The following is a 20874-nucleotide window of genomic DNA, read 5'->3' as shown; positions in this document are numbered from 1 at the left end:
GCACTCCGGGCTCTTTTCCAAAAGTGACCCGCCGTAAGGGCGGAACCAATAGCCGCCGTGACCGCAGCAACGGATATGTACACAACCCCGCCATCACCGACAAGCCAGCTCCCACAAAGCCCCGTAGCTTCGCGCTCTGGCTTTGCTGTTGATCTTGGGCGCCCCATTACCATTTACAGGTAAACTCCCCTCCTTTCCCTATTCCCCACGGAGTTCGCCTTGCGTCTGTTTCACACCTCCGACTGGCACCTGGGCCAAAACCTCCACGGCCAGGAACGCGACTTCGAGCACGCCTGTTTTCTCGAGTGGCTGCTGGGCCAGATCAAGCTGCACTGCCCCGATGTGCTGTTGATTGCCGGCGATATCTTCGACACGGTCAACCCGCCGCTCAAGGCCCAGGAGCGTCTGTATGACTTCATCATCAACGCCCATGAACAAAACCCCGACCTGACGATTGTGATGATCGCCGGCAACCACGACTCCGGCTCGCGCATTGAGCTGCCGGCGCCGTTGATGCGGCGTTTGCGCACCCATGCCCTGGGCCGGGTGCTGTGGCTGGATGACGGGCAACTGGATGTGGAGCGCTTGCTGATTGCTCTACCGGACAAAACCGGGGCTGTGGCCGGCTGGTGCCTGGCGCTGCCGTTCCTGCGCCCGGCCGAGGTCACTGGCGCACTGCTGGGCGACGATTACCTCAAGGGCATCGGCCAGGTGCATGAGCGCCTGATCGCGGCGGCCAACGCCAAGCGCCAGCCGGGCCAGGCGCTGGTTGCCATCAGCCACGCGCATATGGCCGGCGGCTCGGTGTCGGAAGACTCCGAGCGCAGCCTGATCATCGGCAACGCCGAAGCGCTGCCGGCCAGTCTGTTCGATGCCAGTGTCAGCTATGTCGCCCTCGGCCATTTGCACAAGCCGCAGCGGGTCAATGGTGAGGAGCGCATCCGTTATTGCGGCTCGCCGATCCCGCTGTCGTTCTCCGAAATCGGCTATCAACACCAGATTCTCGACGTGCAACTGGACGGCGACACCCTGGTCAGCGTCGAATCGCGCCTGATCCCCCGCGCCGTGCATCTGCAACGCCTGGAAGCCGCACCCCTGGCCGAGATCCTCAAGCAACTGGCGGAGCTGCCCGATGTCGACCTGCTGGCCGAAACCCAGCGCCAGCCGTGGCTGGAGGTGCGGGTGCGCCTCGACGAACCCCAGCCCGACCTGCGCCAGCAAGTGGAAAACGCCCTGCTGGGCAAGGCCGTGCGCCTGGTGCGCATCGCCGCCGAGTACGCCGGCAGCGGCGCACGCCAGGACCATGGCCAAGAGCAGTTGATCGAACTCGACCAGCTCACGCCCCAGGAACTGTTCAGCCGTGCCTGGCAGGAAAGCTACGGCAATGACGTGGACGAACAGACCCTCAAGGATTTCGCCGTGCTGCTCCAGGAAGTACAACAGGAGGAGCAACTGCCATGAAGATCCTCGCCATCCGCCTGAAAAACCTCGCGTCCCTGGCCGGGCCATTCGAGATCGACTTTACCGCCGAGCCCCTGGCCAGTGCCGGCCTGTTTGCGATCACCGGGCCCACCGGCGCCGGCAAAAGTACCTTGCTCGACGCCCTGTGCCTGGCGCTGTTTGGCGCCGTGCCACGCCTGGGCGATACCGGCCAGGCGAAAATGCCCGATGCCGATACCGATATCTCCATCGGCGACCCGCGCACCCTGATCCGCCGCGGTACCGGCGGCGGGTATGCCGAGGTGGACTTTATCGGCGTCAGCGGCCGGCGCTACCGCGCGCGCTGGGAAGCCAACCGTGCCCGCGACAAGGCCAGCGGCAAGCTGCAGAACAGCCGGCAAAGCCTGATCGACCTGGACAGCGAGCAACTGCTGGCCAGCCAGAAAACCGAATACAAGACCCAGCTGGAACTGGCCCTGGGCCTGAACTTCGAACAGTTCACCCGCGCCGTGCTGCTGGCGCAAAGTGAGTTCAGTGCCTTTCTCAAGGCCAACGACAATGAGCGCAGCGAACTGCTGGAAAAGCTCACCGACACCGCGCTCTACACCCAGTTGGGCCAGCGTGCGTTCGTCAAGGCACGGGAGGCCAAGGAAGCCCACAAGCTGCTGCAAGACCAGGCTACCGGCGTCACGCCGTTGCCGGCCGAGGCCCGCGCCGAGCTGGATCAACAGTTGAGCGCAGCCCAGCACCAGCTCAAGACCCAGCAGGCCCAGCTCAAGCAACTGGAACTGCAGCACACCTGGCTCAAGGAGCTGCGCGAGTGGCAAGAGCGCCAGCACAGTGCAGTCGAACAGTTGCAGCAAGCCCAACAGCAATGGCACAGCCAAGGCCAGCAGCGCCAGGACTTGAACCACCTGGAGCAACTGGCACCGCAGCGTCATCATTTCGCGCGGCACAGCGAATTGACCGGCCAACTGGCCCCCCTGGCCGTGCAGATCCGCCAGCACCTTGAACAACAAAGCGCCCTGCACACGCGCCAGGAGCAGCTGCAACAGCAGCAAGCCAGCGCACACAGCGCCTTGGCCACAGCCCTGCAACAACAGACCGACGCGGTGCCGCTGCTGCGCCAGGCCTTCGAGGAACAAAGCAGCCTCGCCCGCCTGACCCGTGAGCTGGCCCAAAGCAACGAACAACTGCAACTGGGGCAAACCGCCTGCACCGAGGGCCAGGCCGCGCTCGATGCCTTGCACGCCCAGCAACAGCAGGTCGCCAGCCGCCTGCAACAACTGGCGGCACAGCTTGAGCGCAGCGCCGGGCTGGCGCCCTTGAGCGACGCCTGGAACGCCTACCGCGACCGCCTGCAACAACTGATGCTGATCGGCAATCGCCTGAACAAGGGCCAGGCCGAACTGCCGCAACTGGAAGAACGCGCCAACCGCGTCAGCGAGCAATGGACTCAGCAGCGCGCGGCCCTGGACCTGCTGTATCAGGAAGCCGGCGCCGAACCCCATGCCGTGGCCGAGCAGATCCAGTTGCTCGACAGCCTGCTCAAGGACAATCGCAAGCAGCAACGGGCCTTCGAAGACCTGACGCGGCTCTGGGACAGCCAGCAGCAGTTGGAGCAGCAACAACAGGAGTTGGCCCTCAAGCAGGCCACCGCCCAGCAACAACGCGAGCAGTTGAACCAGACCGGCCTGCAAGCCAAGGCCGAGCTGACAGTGGCCGAGCAGACCCTGAGCGTGACCAAGCAGTTATTGGAGCGTCAGCGGCTGGCACGCAGCGCCAGTGTCGAGGAGTTGCGCGGGCAATTGCAGGATGATCAGCCCTGCCCGGTGTGCGGCAGCGTCGAGCATCCTTACCATCAGCCCGAAGCCTTGTTGCACAGCCTCACGCGCCACGATGAAAACGAAGAGGCCACTGCACAGCTCGCCGTCGAGACCCTCAAGGAAAAGCTCACCGACCTGCGCGGCGAAGTTGGCGGCTTGATCGCCCAGCAGAAGGAGTTCCTGCAACAGCAGGAGCAGTTGGCGACCCAGCGCCTGGCCCTGGCGCCGAGCCTCGAGGCCCATCCGTTGAGCGCCACGCTGTTCAACCAGGACAGCGGCAAACGCAGCGCCTGGCTGGCGCAGCAACTGAGCCAGCTCAGTCAGAGCATCACCCAGGACGAACAGCGCCAGGGCGCCCTGCTCAACCTGCAACAAAATGCCGGGCGCCTGCAGCAACAACTGCAAGCCGCCCAGGATGCCAGCCAACAGGCCCGCCAGCAGTTGATCGACCAGCAACGGGAGCTGGCCAGCGACCGCGAGCGCCTGGATGAAGAGCTCAATGCTTTCGCCAGCCTGCTACCGGCCGAGACCCTCGAAGGCCTGCGCACGGAGCCCGCGGCCACGTTCATGCTGTTGGACCAACAGATCAGCCAGCGCCTGGAGCAGCTCGGCTACCAGAAGGATGAACTGGCCGAGCAGCAACAGCGCCAGCAAACCCTCGAAAAAGAACAGGACCGCCAGCAACATCGCCAACAACAGCTGGCCGTGTTGCAGCAACAATTGGTTGAACTGAGCGCCCAACAGCAGGCCGCCCAGGCACAACTCAGCGCCCTGGTGGGTGAGCACAGCAGTGCCGAGCACTGGCAGCAGCACCTTGAGCAGGCGGTGGAACAGGCGCGCCAGAGTGAGACCCAGGCCAATCAGCAGTTGCAGGACACCCGCAGCGAACTGATCCAATTGGCCGCCGACCTCAAGGCCCGCCAGGAGCGCCAGCAAGCCCTGGACAGCGAACTCCAGGCGTTGCACAGCCGTATCAGCGAGTGGCGCGCCCAACATCCGCAGCTTGACGACGCCGGCCTGGCGCACCTGCTGGCCTTCGACGAGGCGGCTGTCAGCGCACTGCGCCAGCAGGTGCAGCACAGCGAAAAAGCCATTGAGCAAGCCAAAGTTCTGCTGCAAGAGCGCGAGCAACGCCTCAAGGACCACCAGGCCCTGCACAACGGCAACCTCGACGCCGAACAGCTGGACGCGGCCCTGGCCGACCTTAATCAGCAATTGCACAACGCCGAGAAACACTGCGCCGAACTGCGCGCCCAACAAGCCGAAGACCAGCGACGCCAGGACGCCAACCAGAGCCTGGCACTCACCACCGCCAAGGCCTATGAAGAGTGGCAGCGCTGGGCGCGGCTGGATGCGCTGATCGGCTCGGCCACCGGCGACAAGTTCCGCAAGTTCGCCCAGGCCTACAACCTCGACCTGCTGGTGCACCACGCCAACGTGCAACTGCGCCAACTGGTACGCCGTTATCGCCTCAAGCGCGGCGGCAGCATGCTCGGCCTGCTGGTGCTGGACACGGAAATGGGCGATGAACTGCGCTCGGTGCACTCGCTGTCCGGCGGCGAGACGTTCCTGGTCTCCCTGGCGCTGGCCCTGGGGCTGGCGTCGATGGCCTCCAGCACCTTGAAGATCGAGTCGTTGTTTATCGACGAAGGCTTCGGCAGCCTGGACCCCGAATCCCTGCAACTGGCGATGGATGCCCTCGACGGCCTGCAGGCCCAGGGGCGCAAGGTGGCGGTGATTTCCCATGTGCAGGAAATGCACGAGCGGATACCGGTGCAGATCCAGGTCAAGCGCCAGGGCAATGGCCTGAGCACCCTGGAGGTCAAGTGAGCGAGACGCTGCTGTTTTCGTTCCGTCGTTGCCCCTACGCCATGCGCGCGCGAATGGCCCTGCGGTATTCAGGGGTGGCGCTGCGGATTGTCGAGGTCAGCCTCAAGGCCAAGCCGGCCGAGATGTTGGCGCTGTCACCCAAGGGCACGGTGCCGGTGTTGTGTGTGGGTGGCCAGGTGATCGACGAGAGCCTGGCGATCATGCACTGGGCGTTGGCGCAGAACGACCCCGAGGACTGGCTGCTCGAGGCTGATCCGGCGGCGCAGAGGTTGATGGCGCAATTGATTGGCGAGAATGACCAGGCCTTCAAGGTGTATTTGAATCGCTACAAATACGCCGAGCGCTACCCGGAGCAGCCGATGGAACACTATCGCGCCGAGGGCGAGGTGTTTTTGCGCCAGCTGGAGGGATTGCTGGCGCAACGTGATTACCTACTGGCCGATCACCTGAGCCTGGCGGACGTGGCGCTGATGCCGTTCATTCGCCAGTTTGCCCATGTGGATCGGGAGTGGTTTGCAACAACGCCGTATCCGCGTTTGCAGCAGTGGCTGCAGCGTTTTCTGGCGGCGCCGTTGTTTACCGCAGTGATGGCAAAAACCTGAAGCCGAGTGCTGCTCACTGCGGGGTCTTGTGATCCAGGGCGGCGTAGAAGTTGGCGCTCTGTTGCAGGTATTTCTGGGTGTAGGCGCTGGTGCTGGATTTTTTGCTGCTGATCTCCACGCTGGCGCTGGCTGGCAAGGCGACGGTGGCGGAAACAGCGGAAGCGGCAATGATCGAGAAGAGATTGAAGTTCATGGCGGTAACCCTTGTGTTCAGTTGGCTGGATGGCTTGTGAAGGCCTTGGAGCAAACTTACGCCTGGGTTCCGGCTCGCTGAAATGCTTTGAAACAGTAGCCGTTATCACTGGGATTAATACAAGGAGTCAGGCCCCGTACACCGGGGCCTGTGGCTTATTGACGCACCAGGAACTTGAGATCGCTGGGAGCATCAATCGGCAGTTTTTGTACCGTTTTGCCCAGTTGGCCGGTCTGGCTATCGCGCTCGATCACCACGATCTGGTTGCTCTTCTGGTTGGCAATCAACAGGAACCTGCCGCTCGGATCCAGGCTGAACTCACGGGGATGATCGCCGTCCACGGCGCGGCGCTGGATCTCTTTCAGCTGTGCGTTGGCCGGATCAATGGCGAACACCACGATCTGATTGGCGGTGCCACGGTTACTGACGTAGAGGAACCTGCCGTCGCTGGAGGCGTGCAATGCCGCGCCGGCCTTGTCCGACAGCGGTTGCCCGGCGGCAAAGTCCACCCGTTGGCGTTCGCTCAGTTTGCCGTCCTGGTAGTCGTACACCGCGACCTGCGCGCTCATCTCGGTGGTCAGCCAGGCATGCTTGCCATCGGCACTGAACAGCAGGTGACGCGGGCCACTGCCCGGCGGCAACTGCACGGAATCCGGATCGGCGGGGGTCAGCGGCCGCTCAGGGTTGGCCTTGGGGTCGTAGCGGTAGGCAAAAATCCGGTCCGCCCCCAGGTCCTGTACAAACACGTACTTGCCATCCGGCGACGACACCACCGAATGCACATGGTTGGACGCCTGGCGCTCGGGGTTGACGCCGCTGGCCGGGTGCCCGCTCAGTTGCACCGGTGGCGCCAGCCTGCCCTCGGCATCGACCGGCAGGGCCGCCAGGCTGCCGCCCGGATCTTGCAGCACCGAGTAGTTGGCAACAAACAGGTAACGCCCATCGGCGGCCAGGCTTGAGTGGGTGGGTTCGTTGCCCAGGCTCTGCACCTGGTTGATCAGGGTCAGTTGGTGGTTGGCCGGGTCAATGCGATAGCTGCTGACACGCCCGACTTCGTCCTGCTGGCCCGGGCCGTTTTCATTGACCACGAACAGGCGTTTCTGGTCCGGGGACAAGGTCAGCCAGGACGGGTTCTGCGCCTTGGCCGCCAGCACCGGCGGGCCGCTGAACTGGCCGGTACGGCTGTCGAACTGCAGGCGATAGATGCCTTCGCTGGTGCCGGCGGTGTAGCTGCCCACCAGCAGATCAAAGGTATCGGCCGTGGCGGCCTGGACCGACATCGCACCGACACTGCCGGCCATCAGCAGGGGCCAGAATTTACGCATCAGCATGTTCGTCGTCCTCGTCTTCGTTGCTGCCGGTGATGGCGCTCAGGCACACCAGGCGGTGCTCGCCCGAGTCACCGGTGAGCGTCCAGCTTTGCAAGGCTTCATCAAACGTCGCGGCCTGCACCTGGGCGATGCTGAACGTCCAACGTTTCTCGGCCCGACCGTCCATGCTCTTGATCAGCAACTGCCGGTCATCGAAGGTGAAATCAAAAGCATGCAGGCCATCGATTTCGAGCATGTCGCTGGTGTGGAGTGCAGTAGGCAGAGTGGCAGCAGTCATCAGGATCATTCATCAGTGGAAAAACGTTGATGATAGGCCAAACCGTGTTCGCCGTCGTGTCGCGATAACCGGCTACCACACTGCGGCCCCAGCGGCTTGCCATTCTGCGGAGGAACCCCATCGCGCAGAACGGAATCTTTTATGCCGGACACTTTACCCGCCCCACCCCCTGGCCCATCGCTGTTCACTCACCGCAGCAACACCCCGGCCCTGGCCGTCGCCCGCCAATTCGCCGATCGCCCGGGCTTGCGCCAGGTGCTTGAGCAACACCTGCAGGAACGCCTGCTGGAACACTTCCCGGTGCTGCGCCTGGATGTGTCTACGGTCAGGCTGGCCACCCCCAACCAACGGCGCGGCTGGGATCTCAAGCGCCTGATCGACGTCGTCCTCGATCACCTGGGCAAGGGCACGGCCCTGAACCTGACCCTGGTCATCGACGAACGCCGCTGCTTCCTGTCCCAACGACCGCCGTCGCGCCTGACCTATGAGGCCAATGGCCCCCGCGAGCCGGATATGACCGTCATTGAACGGGTGATTCTGGACCTCGCCTTTACCCTGCCTATCGCTTTGCAACACGCCCTGACGAGCTACTGGAACCTCGACGCAGAAACCGGCGTCAGCCGCTGGCAATGGCTTGGCGACCTGCTGTGCGACACCCTGAAAAACACCGCAAGCCTGCTGCCGAGCGGCCCCGCCCGGAACATGCTCGATAGCGTGACCGGCGAGCCCGATCGCCGCGAGCGCCAGGCCGCGCCCGCAGGTTTCGTGCATGCCTACTGCCTGCAAGCCTGCGTGAGCAACCAGGACCGCGAAGCGCGCCTGCTAAGCACCGACCTGCTGTTGGTGCAGGGCACCCAGATCCTGCTGTGCCAGGCGTCGGGCAATGTCGAGCCCTTTGCCTCAATCGAGGCCTTCACCCACACCTGGGGCCAACGCCTGGTCAGCCGCTTGCAAGCGGACACGCTGGTGGTCAAGCGTTACGAGCCCGATGGCAATCTCTTCGATACCCAGGCCGCCTTACTGCTCAACCAGCAACTGGACGACCTTCAAGCCATCCGTTTGCCGGCTACCGAAGGGGTACGCGCCCTGGAGCAGCAGGTCGCCGACGCCAGCGACCCTGTGCCCTTGTTTATCGCCGCCCCCGCGCCGGACCCGACGCTGCAGCCTGTCCTGCAGGCGGCGCTGCCCCCCTGGCTGCTGGCAGCCGATGCCGAGCAGCGCTTTGCCTATCGCCAAGGGCTGTTGGACCAGGCGCGCCTGCAACGGCAAACCGGCGGTGCATCCTTTCTGAGCGGCGTCGAAAACCTGCAAGCCTTCACCACCCGCACCCTGCGCGAGCAGATGCGCCGCGACCACCCCGAGTCCAGCGTGGAGCCGGACAACCTGGCGCTGACCTTCCATGTCCCAGTGGGAGACCTGCGTAGCGGCTATCTGGCACAGCAGACCATGAGCCTGAGCGAACTGGCGATCAACAACCTCGCCGCCGCGCCCCAGGGTCGCCTGACCCTGCGCGACACCTCGGGGGCGGACGTTCCGCAGTGGCTGACCGAAGACTACGTCCTGGGGGAAAAGGGCCTGCTCCATAGCACCCCAGGGCTGATCCGCCAGGTGGACATCGGCCGGCACTACCCGCAGATAATCCGCGAACAGCTGTTGGGAGACACCGCCCAAGCCCGTCGGCGTGAAGCGCTGTTCGGCCAGGAGCTGGCGGTACAGTTGCCGCGCCAAGCCCTGGAGTTGGCGATTCGCGGGCAACAGGGGTTTACCTTCCTGGGTTATCGCTACGTCAAGGCGGTACTGCACAGCAACCTGTCGGGGCGGGTGGTGGATGCCCAGGACATCGTGATCCGCCCTCTGGCCTTCGCCCATAAGCCCGGTGCCGTGCCGGATATCGTCAGCAACATGTTTATCATCGAACCGCGCGCTAGCGACGCCGGGCCGCCGATTCTCTACCGCCCGTTGTACCAGGACGCGCTGCAGCAATTCAGCAGCCGTGCGGCCCTGTTCGACGCCATCGCACAACCCGGCGCGCTACAAGACAGCGTATTGTCCTGGATGACGGACAAGGCCCGGCCGATCTACAGCCATAATGGCTTTCACAGCCCACATATCCTGCGCTTCGGCCAGGGTGACGACAGCGTGCAATGGCCTGCCCCACCGCCCGCCCAGTTGGCGCAGGACAGCCATGGCGGCGAAATCCCCGGTTCCCTGGCGCAGGCACTGGCCACGGGCAACCTGACCCAATACCTGTACGGCAGCAATGCCCGGGCACTGGTGGACCTGGCAGACCGGGACTCGGTGTCCAATGCCGAAAGCCGCTGGAAAGTGCTGCTGGAAGGTGGCTGGCTGCTGTTCAACGCTCTGCTGCTGCCGCTGCTGCGCGGGCCGGCAATGGCGGCGGGCTGGATGGCACAACTGGCGGTCAGCCTGCGCCACGATATTCTCGCCCTGCAAGGCAATGACGCCGCTGCGCGGGAACTGGCCTGGGTCGATGTGCTGCTCAACATCGGCCTGATTCTGTTGCACGTGGCCTCCCGGCCCACCCCTACCCTTGAGCAGGCGGCGCACACCACCGAGCCGGCCTTGGCGCTGACCCTCGCGGCACTGCGCCGCCCGGCGACGACGGCCCACCCGCCGACAGTGATCGAACAAGGCACGGTGGGCCTGCCCGCCGAGCCACCGGCCGGCGACCAGACCCTGGTGGACTTTATCCACTCCAACGCGCGGGACAGCAGTCGCCGACGCCTGCTGGAGGCCCTGCACGAACTGCATGTACCCTGGCCGGTGCCGCCGCCCTTACCGGTGAGCATCGGCGCCTTCAAGGGCCTGTACCGCATTGATCAGCAGTGGCATGCCTCGGTGGCCGGCCTGCTGTTTCGCGTGAATGTCCTGCCGGACCTGGGCCAAGTGTTCCTGGTTCATCCGCACAAACCGCAGCACCCCGGCTTCCAGCTGACACGCAATGCCCAGGGTCGCTGGAGCCTGGACCTGGGCCTGAAACTGCGCGGTGGCGGGCCGAAGAACCGGCTCAAGGCCAAGCTGGCGCAAATCGATCAGCAACGCAGCCAGGTGTCGGAGGAAATTAATCGCATCGGTGATCAGATCAGCGTCCTGATCAAGCGCCTGCAACCGATCGACCAGGTGCTGGATGCCGCCCGCTTGAAGTTCGAGCAAGCGCATAACGCCTTGGGCAAAACGCGCCTAAGCTTGCGCAGCAAACCGGACGACCCGGCGCTGATAGCCGAGCACCGCGACAAAGTCGCCCAACGCTCCCGGACCAGGACCGCCTTCCAGCTTTTTCAGGAGCGCTTCGATCAGGCCGCCGCCGAATTGCTGCAACAGCGGCGCGAGCTGATCACGGCCTATGGCCAAATGAAAGAAGTGGACAGTCGCTTCGACTACGAAGGGCAGTGCGTCGAGCAATATCAGTCGATTCTGGCCACCGATGAAATCCGCGTCAGCCAGTTGTCATCCCTCTACCTGGCAACATTCATTTCCGAACAGGGCGAGTCGCTGATCGAACTGCAAGGCGCAGCCCACGATGTCGGGGCGATGCGCTATGTCAAGGATCTGCTGGAGACCAACTTTGCGGTTTCCGAGCGCCACGCCCAGGCGATGACTGCCATTGAGAACACCCTGGAGGAAATGGCCGCACGCTTGAAGACCGGCCCCGCGCAACGCCTCAAGTACCTCAATGGTCACCCCAAGCGCCGGTTCTACAACCGCCTCAACGCCACCCTCGAATCCCTGGATGTGCTGACCGAGTTGAGCATCGACCAGACGATCCCGGCCACCACGCCCCAGGAACACTACTTCCTGGCGCGCCATGAACACCTGCAATCCTCGCTGTCGCCTCTGGAAGACTCACACCTGGAGTTACTGACCACCGAAGGCTTCACCCCAGCCGAGCGCAAGGCCGTGCTGAGCAACCTGATCAAGCATTACCGCCGCCGACTGCAGATTTACCAGAGCCTGCTGGAACTGGACTCACCTCTGGCACACCCACGGTATATGCCGCTGCTGATCGAGCGCCTGCACACCGCCCGTGACAGCGCCGAGACGGATCTGGCGGCCCTGTTGCGCGAGGATGAATTCCTGCCGCCACAACCGACGCCGTTTAAACCGGTACGCACGACGTCGCGAACCAAACGCGTATTCAAATCACGGGACAAGGGTGCCCTGGTCGGCGAGTTGGAACCCGCGCAAAGCGACATCCCCTTCCCCACCATCGTGACCCGCAACCCGATTACCCAGCAGGTCAGCGGGCGCTTTATGGAGCATCCCAATGAGGGCTGGGTAGAGATTGTCGACGCCCAGCCCACCGCGCCGGTCGAGCCATCTCCGGCGCCGTCCCTGGCGACCTTGCGCACCCAGGCACAACGGCTGCTGGAAGAAGTGCCCGGTATCGAGCGCTCTATCGAGTTCCAGAAAAAGAAGCTCAGCGACCCGACACGCCGCGATGAACTCAACCCGCAAGACTGGCGCGACATGCTCGCGCACCAGGCCGAGCGCCTCGAAGCGGTCGCGACCGAGTTGACCAACCACCATGGGGACAAGCCGGACATGCCGCAGACCGTGGAACGCTTGCGCCGGCGCGCCAGCGACTTGCGCAGCCAAGGCACGCAGCAGTGCATCGAGGGCTACAAGGCCCAGCGCCCGCGCCAGGAACACATCGAGTTCCTGCGTAGCCACGGCGCGATTGATATCGGCCTGGTCCACGGCGCCCAACGTACCGCGTCCAGGGACTACGTGTCAGAGTTCGCCGTGCGCGAGAAAAACAGCCTCACGGTGCTGTGGTACGCCCACTTCCACTACAGCCAGGCCGACAGTTTGCCCAGTGCCTACACCGCCGCCCATCTCAAGCGCCCCGAACAGCGCTTTGTGACCCTGCGGGACTTGATCGCCCAGGCCGGTGCAGACAGCCAGGCCATCGTGCGAGACCTGTACCACCCGATCACCGCGCCGTTTGACCAACGCCTGTTCCTCAGCCTGTTGCCCGCCTAGAACCCCGCCATGAAGGCATCTACTGCCAATAAAAAGGATGTTTATGCAAAACCTCACCCCCTCCTCCATCGCCCATGCCGTGAGCGCTCGATTTGCTGATCGCCCCGCGCTGGAAACGGTGATCCGCCAACAACTCGCCGCGGCCATCGGCGCCCGATACCCAACGCTGACGATAGACCTGAGTCGCACGCGCCTGGCCCGGCCGCAACGCCGCAGCTGGCTGTTACAGCCATTTATGCCAGTGGTACAGGATGCGCTGGCCAGTGGCATAGCGCTGGACTTCAGCGATGTGGACAACGTGCCCTGGTACCTCTCCGACGAGCCGCCAAAACGTCTGAAACTGCCCGGTTTGACCGGGGAACAACTCAATATGCAGGTCATCGCACGCCTGGTTGGCGAACTGCCCCAGACCCTGCCCATCGCCCTGCAAAATGCCTTGGCCGAGTATTGGGACGCCGGGCATTGGCGCTGGCTTGCGCACGTGCTGATGGACACCTTGCGCGTATCCGCCCTTCGCCACACAGGCCTGGATGCCCAGGCGCAGGAGGCGATCGACCAACTGGTGGCCATCCCCGACCGTGAAGCGCGAATCGCCCGCCATGGCCAGGGTGTGGTGTTCGCCTATGGCCTGGAAGTCACCCTCAAGAGCGGGGAACAGAGCAGCCACCTGCTGAGTCCGGAACTGGTGCTGGTCCGCGCCGTGAACGGCAAGATGCCGGTGCTGCTGTGCAGCCCCGGCGGCGGCATTGAAGTGTTCGCCTCCATGGATGGGTTGGTCCAGGCCTACGGCCAGCGCCTGGGCAGCCAATATCAGGTCGACGATATCCTCATCCAGCGCTACGAGCCCGACGGCGATATCTTCGAACACCAGGCGGCGATGATCCTCAATCGCCAGTTGGCAGACCTGGGCAACCTGCGCCTGCCCACGGCCCAGCCCTTCAGCGCCTGGCAGGCGCTGTATGCTGAACTCACCGATCCCGGCCGGTTTTTCCGCGACTCGCCGGCCGCCCCACCCCAGGCCCTGGACACCCTGCGCCCACACCTGCCGAGCTGGCTGCAACAGGCCAGCGCCGACGACCGCGCGACTTACCGGCGTTATGCCCTGGCGCTGGCCAGCGCCAAACAGCGCGGCGGCGGGCGCCACTTCCTCAGTGATCTGGACGATATCCGCACCTACACCGTCAAGACCCTGCTGCAAACGCTGCAACACGACGCCGTGAACTTCGATTCCCTGTTGCCGACGCCGCCGTCTGTCGCCGCGCTGCACCCCGACGACCTGCAACTGACCTTCGCCGTCACCGCTGGCTATCCGGGCACCGTCGGAATTATCCGCCACGAGCGCATGAGCCTCACGGACATGGCCATCGACAACCTGGCCAGCCGCCCCAGCGGCACCGTGACCCTGACCCATCGCCACGGCCTGGCGCTGCCGTCGTGGCTGACCGCCGACTATTTGATGGGCGCCGGTGGCCTCATTGAAAAGGTCGATATCGGCCAGCACTACCCCCGCCTGCTGGAGCAGCACCTGCTGGGCGACAGTCCCGAGGCGCAGCAGCGTGAAACGTTGTTTGCCGATCAGCAGGCCGCGCAACTGCCGTTGCTGGCGCTGGAGTTGTGCCTCAAACAACAGGCCGGCGTAAGCCGCCAGGGCACGCGCCTGGTGGCCGCGCTGATGCAGGGCAATGTTGCCGAGCAGCAGGTTGATAACCGCCAGGTGGTGATCCGTCATCTGGCGTTGGTGCGAGCCCCTGGCGCCTCTCCCGACAGCGTCAGCAACATGTACTTGATCGAAACGCGGGACGCCGAGGTCGGCCCTCATCTGCTGTACCGCCCGTTGTATGCCCAAGCGCTTCTGGAATTCGCCAGCCGCGAGGCGCTGTTCGAGGCCATCGCCCAGCCCGGCGAGCTACAAGACAGTGTGCTGACCTGGCTGAGCGACAGCGCCCGGCCGATCTATGCCCACGGTGGCTTGCGCGAACCGCATTACCTGCGCTTCGGCCAGGGCGATGAATTTGCCCCCCTGAATAAGCCGGTGCCGGCGCGCCTGTCCAGCGATGGCATCAACGATGAATTACAACAATGCCTGGTGACCGGGCGCCTGATGAGCTACCTGTTCAGCGACCACGCCCGTGGCTTGGTGCAACAGGCCAACCGCGAGTCGGTGTCCAACAGCGAGAGCCGCTGGCGGGTACTGCTGGAAGGCAGCAGCCTGTTGTTCGGCAACCTGCTGCTGCCGTTGCTGCGTGGTCGGGCGATGCTCACCGGCTGGTTGATGGCCCTGATGGCCAGCCTGGACCAGGACATACCGGCGCTGGATGCGCCCGACCGCCAGACCCGGGAACTGGCTGCCGTCGATCTGCTGCTCAACCTCGGCCTGCTGCTGTTCGAGGCGACGCCCGAGGTGACCGCGTCTTACCCGCCCCTGGCTGCCGGGCTCAAGGCGCGTGCACTGCCTTCGGCCCTCGCGCCGCGTATTGCCGAACAATGGCCGGTGCCCGCGGCGCCGACGGTTCGCGAGGGAGCCGTGGCCCTGCCAGGTGTGTTGCCGGACACCCGCCGCAATGTGCTGGACTTCAGCTTTGCCCAGACCCGTCAACGCCTGACGCCAGCCCAGCGCGTGCGGCTGAGCAGCTTCAAGGCCATCCGGCCGACGCCCCTGCCCCGCCCCGTGCTGAATGGGCCACGCAGGGGGCTGTACCTGGTTGAAAACATTTGGCACGCCGAGGCGAACGGCGAGTGGTTGCAAGTGAGCCTGGAGCCGGAGGGCGACATCAGGGTCGTCGCCCCTGGCGACCCCAACCGCAGCGGCCCTTACCTGCGCAGCGATGCCAACGGCGTGTGGTCGGTAGACACCCGCCTGCGCCTGCGCGGTGGCATGCCCCCCAGGCGAATCGCCGCCGAACGCCAGCGACGGGCTGAACGGGTCAGCCAACTGAAGCGTTCTTACGAACAGTTCATCCAGGGTCAGGTGGCCCGGCAAAACCGGATCGAGATTATCCTGGGGGTGATGACCAGGACCGCCGAAGACCCACGCTTCAGCGAAGCGCAACAGGCTGACAGTCGCCAGCGCTTCGATACGGCCCTGCAGGAACAGACATTGGAATACCAGCAGCAGTTGGACAGCCTGAAAGAACGCAGCGAGCTGGGGATTGCCTTGCCACCCGAATCGGTGGCGAGCTTGCTGGAAAACATCGTCAACAATACGCGCAAGCATGTGGTGGTGGCCGAGAAAGATCGCGGTGCGCTGTACCGCAACAACAGTCACTTCACGTCCCGAAGCACACGCCTGGCCGAGGCTGTGCTCAGTGACTTTGCGGCTTACCAGCGGTTCATCCGCGAAATGATTGCCATCAATGAGCGTTCGATCCACTGGCTGGAGCTGCGCGACCGCTACCTGGACCAACTGTTCAACCTGGGCACCGCCGGCAGCGAATACTACAACCGTCTGACCTGGGACCGTCCGCAGGAAATCAGCGCCCTGGCCGTCAAGGATTTGCTGATGCGCAACTACGAACTGATGACCCACAAGTACCCGGATCATCCACTGGTCGATGTACTGATCGACATCCTTGAGCCCCTGCAGGAACACTTGCGTACCCACAGTGAGCTGAACGACCTGGAACTGACGGCCGAGGACCGCGTCAGCGTGCTGGAAAGCCTGGTGGAACACTATGGCCGGGGCCTGGATTCGTTGCAGGGGCTGGGTATCGTCAATGCCGATGAGCTGGACAGCGAATATTTTGCCAAGCTGGTCACGCTGGTAGAGGGACTGTACCAGGACGCCGCCAAGCAACTGGCCGGCGAAATCAAGCCCGTCGCCCAGCCCCCCAGGCGCCCGAGCCGACGCAACCCGGCAATGATCGGCAAGCCTCTGAAAAAAGTGATCCGTACCCCGAAAAAGGGCACCTTTATCGGTGAGGTCAAGCCAGTGGGCTCGGTGGAAACGGTGGAGGTTCGCTCCCAGGTCAGTGACCAACTGCTGGCCATGTATTCACAACGGGGGGACCAGTGGATCGAATACAAGGAGTCGCGACCACCGGCCTCTGCGCCAGCACCGCGCAGTCTGAGCCTGGTCAAGGGTGAAGCCCGCAAGCTGCTGGCCATGCTCGAAGAACACCTGCGCCGTGGCGAGCAATACCGGAGAATCTCCCGGCACCCGCAAGAAGTGCAGGAAGTGCTGCAATTTGAAGCGGTGCGTTACGACAGACTGGCCAACGAACTGCATCTGGCGATTCAGGCCCAACCCGCCGAGGCGCGTACGTCAGCGGATCAAACCCTGGTTAACAACATGCGCCAGGCGGCGGTGCGCTTGAGTGAGCAAGGCCTGGCGCTGCGTACCCAGCTGTGCCTGGACCTGCCCCCGACCCACGGCAACCTCGAGTACCTGATCGAACAGAAGCGCGCCAACATAGGGTTGCTGGGGGAGCGTATCCAACTGAGTGGCGAGCGTCGGGATTTTGTCCAGGAGTATGCGGTGAACGACCAGGGCGGCTATCCGTTGTGGTATGCGCACTTGCACTACCCGGCGGCCGATACGCCCAAGGAACTGTATACCGCGGCCCACCTGAAAACCCGGGAGCAGCGCAAGCAGAGCTACTACTCGCAACTGGCCAGGGCGCAAAGCCCCCAGGCAGTCGTGGATGTCCATCGCGGGTTGATCGGCAAGGCGTTGGTGCAGCGCTGGTTCCTGCCGCTGGCTCCCTGACCGGCTGTGGCGAGCGGAATTGCCCGCTCGCCACAGGGGGGGGGTCTTGGGTCAGTGGGCGAACAAGGAGTTGCCCTTCTGCCCCGCCAGTTTCTCCGGTTTGATCAGGAACCGCGCCAGTGCCGGCAGCAGCCACAGTGCACCGAACATGTTCCACAGCAGCATGAAGGTCAGCATCAGGCCCATATCGGCCTGGAACTTGATGGCCGAGAAGATCCAGGTGCACACGCCGATCGCCAGGCACAGGCCGGTGAACAGTACTGCTTTACCGGTGGATTTGAGGGTCTGGTAATAGGCTTCCTGCAACGGCAGACCGGCGCGCAGGAAGCTTTCCAGGCGGCTGTAGATGTAGATGCCGTAGTCCACGCCAATCCCCACCCCCAGCGCCACCACCGGCAGGGTCGCGACCTTGACGCCGATGCCCATGAACGCCATCAGCGCGTTGCCCAGCACCGAGGTCAGTACCAGCGGCAGCACGATGCACAGGGTCGCCGCCCAGGAGCGGAAGGTGATCATGCACATGGTCGCCACGCACAGGTAGACCAGGATCAGGATGGTCAGCTCGGCTTCCTTGATCACTTCGTTGGTGGCCGCTTCGATCCCGGCGTTGCCGGCGGCGAGGATGAACTCCAGGCCTTCCTTGTTGTTTTCCTTGGCGAAGTCCTGCACCGCATGCACCGCACGGTCGAGGGTCTCGGCCTTGTGGTCGTTGAGGAACACCAGCACCGGCGCCAGGGAGCAATTGTTGTTGTACAGGCCATCGGCACGGGCGATGGAGTTGTTCAACACATCCGGGTTACGCGACAGGGTTTCCCATTTCAGGTTGCCCTCGTTCATACCCTTGATCATCTGCTTGGACACGGTCACCAGGGAGATCGCCGACTGCACCCCCTCGGTGTTCTGCATCTTCCACATCAACTGGTCGATGGGTGCCATGGCTTCGTAGCGCGAGCAGCCTTCTGCCTTGGTCTTGACCATCACCACCAGCACATCGGAGCTGGTGGAGTAGTTGCTGATGATGAAGTTGTTGTCTTTGTTGTAGCGCGAATCCGGGCGCAGTTCCGGGGCGCCCTGGTCGAGGTCGCCGATCTTCAGGTTCTGGCTGTACCACAGACCGCCACCAAAGGCGATCACGGCCAGGGCGACGGAGATCGGCGCGACTTTCGGGCTGGCGAAGTTCGACAACAGGCGCCAGAACGGATGGTCGCGGTTGGCGTCCTTTTTGCTCTTGGCAATCGCGCGTTTGCTGATGCCCACATAGGAGATCGCGACCGGCAGCAGGATCAGGTTGGTGAACACGATCACCGCCACACCGATGGAAGCGCCGAAGGCCAGTTCACGGATCACGCCGATGTCGATGATCAGCAGGGTGATAAAGCCGACCGCATCCGCGAGGATCGCGATCATCCCCGGCAGGAACAGTTGCCGGAACGTGCGGCGGGCTGCCGTCAGGGCGTTGTCGGCCTCACTGGATTGCAGGGCGATGCCGTTGATCTTCTGCACGCCGTGGGAAATGCCGATGGCGAAGATCAGGAACGGCACCAGCATCGAGTACGGATCCAGGCCGAACCCGAAAAAGTGCATCAAGCCCAGTTGCCAGACCACTGCCACCAGCGTGGTAATCAACACTGCGATGGTGCTGCGTACGCAGTTGGTGAACCACAGCAGCAGCACCAGGGTGATCACGAACGCGACACCGAAGAACAGCACCACCATGATCAAGCCGTCGATCAGGTCGCCGACCTTCTTGGCGAACCCGACGATATGGATCTGGACGTTGGGGTTCTGCTCCTGGAACTTGGTGCGGATCTTGTCTTCCAGTTCGTGGGAAAACTTCTGGTAGTCCAGGGCCAGCAACTTGCCCTGGTCCTGCGGGTCCGGGTAGGACTCCAGCAGCGGGATATCGACGATGCTCGACTTGAAGTCGTTGGCCACCAGGCGCCCGACCTGGCCGGACTTGAGCACGTTGTTGCGCAACTGGTCGAGGCTTTCCGGCGAGCCGTTGTAGCTCTGCGGGATCACTTCGCCGCCGGCAAAGCCCTCCTCGGTCACTTCGGTCCAGCGTACGCTGGGGCTCCACAGGGACTTGAGCCCGGAGCGGTCGACACCGGAGATGTAGAACACTTCGTCGTTGATCTGGCGCAGGGTCTCCATGTACTCCTTGGAGAAGATGTCACCGTCCTTGGCCTCCACCGCGATGCGCACGGTGTTGCCCAGGTTCGCCAGGTCGTTGCGGTGCTCCATCATCTTTTCGATGAAGGGGTGTTGCAGGGGGATCATTTTTTCGAAGCTGGTGGACGGGCGAATCAACGTCGCCTGCCAGAACAGGAAAATGCTCACCAGCAGGCAGATGACGATCACTGCCGGGCGGTTATTGAAGATCAGGCGCTCAAGAAAGGTCGCTTTATCGTTGTGATGACTGCTCATTCTGTCCCCGCCTTCTTATTGTTTTTTGCGTTCGGCGCCGGTTGGCTCGGCGACGCGCACGCCACCCTGCCCCACCAGAATCAAGTCGCCATTGCCCGCCGCCGTCACTGCCGAGAGTGAAATGCGGTCCGGGCGATTGAATACGCTGAACGTCAGGCCATCGTCGTGGCTGACCACCACGCTGCCGCCGTTACCCACCACCACCAGGGTGCCGTTGTCGAGCAAGGTCGCGCCCGACAGGCCGAACTCCAGGGCGCCACGGGCGGCCTTGAGCGCCACCGGCTCCCAGGTGTCGCCAAAATCGGTGGAACGGAACAGATTGCCGCGCAAACCGTAGGCCAACAGGGTCTTGGGCTGGGCGGTGCCGATCACGCCAAACAGCGAGCCCTCGTAAGGGCCTTCGAGTTTTTCCCAGGTCTGCCCCTCGTCGCTGGAGCGGAACATGCTGCCCTGCTCGCCGACGATAAACAGGCCGGCGTCCTTGACCCGGGCAATGGCGTTGAGGTGGTACTGGTCTTCGTTGTCGAGGCGGTCGCTGACATCCTCCCAGGTCTTGCCGGCGTCGGTGGTCTCGATCAGCGCACCGTAGGCGCCCACGGCAAAGCCGTGGTTGGGGTCGTTGAACAACACGTCCAGCAGCGGTGCTTCGCGGCTGAGGTCCTTGAACTGCTCGCTCCAGGTGGCCCCGGCATCGCTGCTGGCGAGGATCTTGGCGTCATGCCCGACCGCCCAGCCGTGCTGGTCGTCGATAAAAAACACCGCCGTGAGCAATTGCCGGGTCGGCACCTTGGCCTGCACCCAGGTGGCGCCCTGATCATCGGAATAGAGGATATGCCCGCGATCACCGACCGCCACCAGGCGCTTGCCGGCCTGCACGACGTCGATCATCAGGCCTTTTTCGGCCCTTGGCGATTCAATGGCAAATGCCGCAGGTTCTGCGGCGTCGGTTGCAGCCTGGGCAGCCGTCGACAACGCGACAACCCCCAGCAGCGAGAGCGCTGTAGCCAGCACCGCGACCTTGCGCGACGCGAGCGGGCGGCAAAAACCCACACCCATGACAGGCTCACTCATAGACCTTTCTCCCATTTATTATTGTTAGGTCGTAACACCTTCCAGGGTGTTCGCAGTGCGCAAACCTGCAATCTAGAGCCCCTTGAGGAAGCAGGGGCCATCCTATCGGGCTTTCGAATCGTCTGACAATCGGCGCTACGTTATCTTTTGTTAACTAAAGGCCTTTTG

10 protein-coding genes are annotated in these 20874 nt (G+C 63.5%); 5 read left to right on the top strand and 5 right to left on the bottom strand.

Going from position 1 to position 20874, the window contains the following annotated elements:
* Positions 1–219 precede the first annotated feature (219 nt).
* From PSH80_RS10875 to PSH80_RS10865, 3 genes are read left to right on the top strand one after another with little or no spacing between them, the layout of a single operon-like run.
* Positions 220–1461, top strand: a complete 1242-nt coding sequence (locus PSH80_RS10875; RefSeq protein ID WP_057438646.1) for an exonuclease SbcCD subunit D C-terminal domain-containing protein — start codon at positions 220–222, stop codon at positions 1459–1461.
* Positions 1458–5096, top strand: coding sequence for an AAA family ATPase (locus PSH80_RS10870; RefSeq protein ID WP_305420177.1), 3639 nt, complete (start codon positions 1458–1460; stop codon positions 5094–5096). Before PSH80_RS10875 ends, PSH80_RS10870 begins: the two co-directional genes overlap by 4 nt.
* Positions 5093–5698 (top strand): glutathione S-transferase, encoded by a 606-nt coding sequence (locus PSH80_RS10865; protein ID WP_076965179.1) that lies wholly within the window; start codon positions 5093–5095, stop codon positions 5696–5698. Before PSH80_RS10870 ends, PSH80_RS10865 begins: the two co-directional genes overlap by 4 nt.
* 13 nt (positions 5699–5711) lie before the next feature.
* Here the strand turns inward: PSH80_RS10865 and PSH80_RS10860 are convergent, their stop codons facing one another.
* From PSH80_RS10860 to PSH80_RS10850, 3 genes are all read right to left on the bottom strand, one after another.
* Positions 5712–5891 carry a hypothetical protein gene (locus PSH80_RS10860; protein WP_076965178.1) on the bottom strand — a complete coding sequence of 60 codons (180 nt, stop codon included), beginning with the start codon at positions 5889–5891 and terminating at the stop codon, positions 5712–5714.
* A 155-nt stretch (positions 5892–6046) separates the two neighbouring features.
* Positions 6047–7222 carry a lactonase family protein gene (locus PSH80_RS10855; protein WP_057438650.1) on the bottom strand — a complete coding sequence of 392 codons (1176 nt, stop codon included), beginning with the start codon at positions 7220–7222 and terminating at the stop codon, positions 6047–6049.
* Complete coding sequence (locus PSH80_RS10850; protein WP_057959839.1) at positions 7209–7499, bottom strand: DUF5629 family protein; 291 nt, start codon at positions 7497–7499, stop codon at positions 7209–7211. Before PSH80_RS10850 ends, PSH80_RS10855 begins: the two co-directional genes overlap by 14 nt.
* A gap of 141 nt (positions 7500–7640) precedes the next feature.
* Here PSH80_RS10850 and PSH80_RS10845 point away from each other — a divergent pair, with 141 nt between their 5' ends.
* On the top strand, positions 7641–12503 hold the full coding sequence (locus PSH80_RS10845) for a DUF6543 domain-containing protein (protein ID WP_200661178.1): 4863 nt from the start codon (positions 7641–7643) through the stop codon (positions 12501–12503).
* 43 nt (positions 12504–12546) lie between these two features.
* Entirely contained in the window at positions 12547–17208 is a 4662-nt protein-coding gene (locus PSH80_RS10840) for a hypothetical protein (protein ID WP_198792531.1), read from the top strand.
* Positions 17209–17259: 51 nt separating this feature from the next.
* Here PSH80_RS10840 and PSH80_RS10835 read toward each other — a convergent pair whose 3' ends face one another.
* Together PSH80_RS10835 and PSH80_RS10830 are read right to left on the bottom strand one after the other, a co-directional pair.
* The gene (locus PSH80_RS10835) at positions 17260–19635 is read right to left on the bottom strand and encodes an RND family transporter (RefSeq protein ID WP_200661180.1); all 2376 of its coding nucleotides are present in this window, start codon (positions 19633–19635) and stop codon (positions 17260–17262) included.
* A 15-nt stretch (positions 19636–19650) separates the two neighbouring features.
* Positions 19651–20691: a YCF48-related protein gene (locus tag PSH80_RS10830; RefSeq protein WP_200661189.1), complete on the bottom strand. Its 1041-nt coding sequence runs from the start codon at positions 20689–20691 to the stop codon at positions 19651–19653.
* Positions 20692–20874 lie beyond the last annotated feature (183 nt).

It is taken from the genome of Pseudomonas sp. FP818, from assembly GCF_030687335.1.
Classification (GTDB): domain Bacteria; phylum Pseudomonadota; class Gammaproteobacteria; order Pseudomonadales; family Pseudomonadaceae; genus Aquipseudomonas; species Aquipseudomonas shahriarae.
Note: the sequence above shows the minus strand (reverse complement) of the source record. Positions and strands in the feature narration are given on the sequence as shown.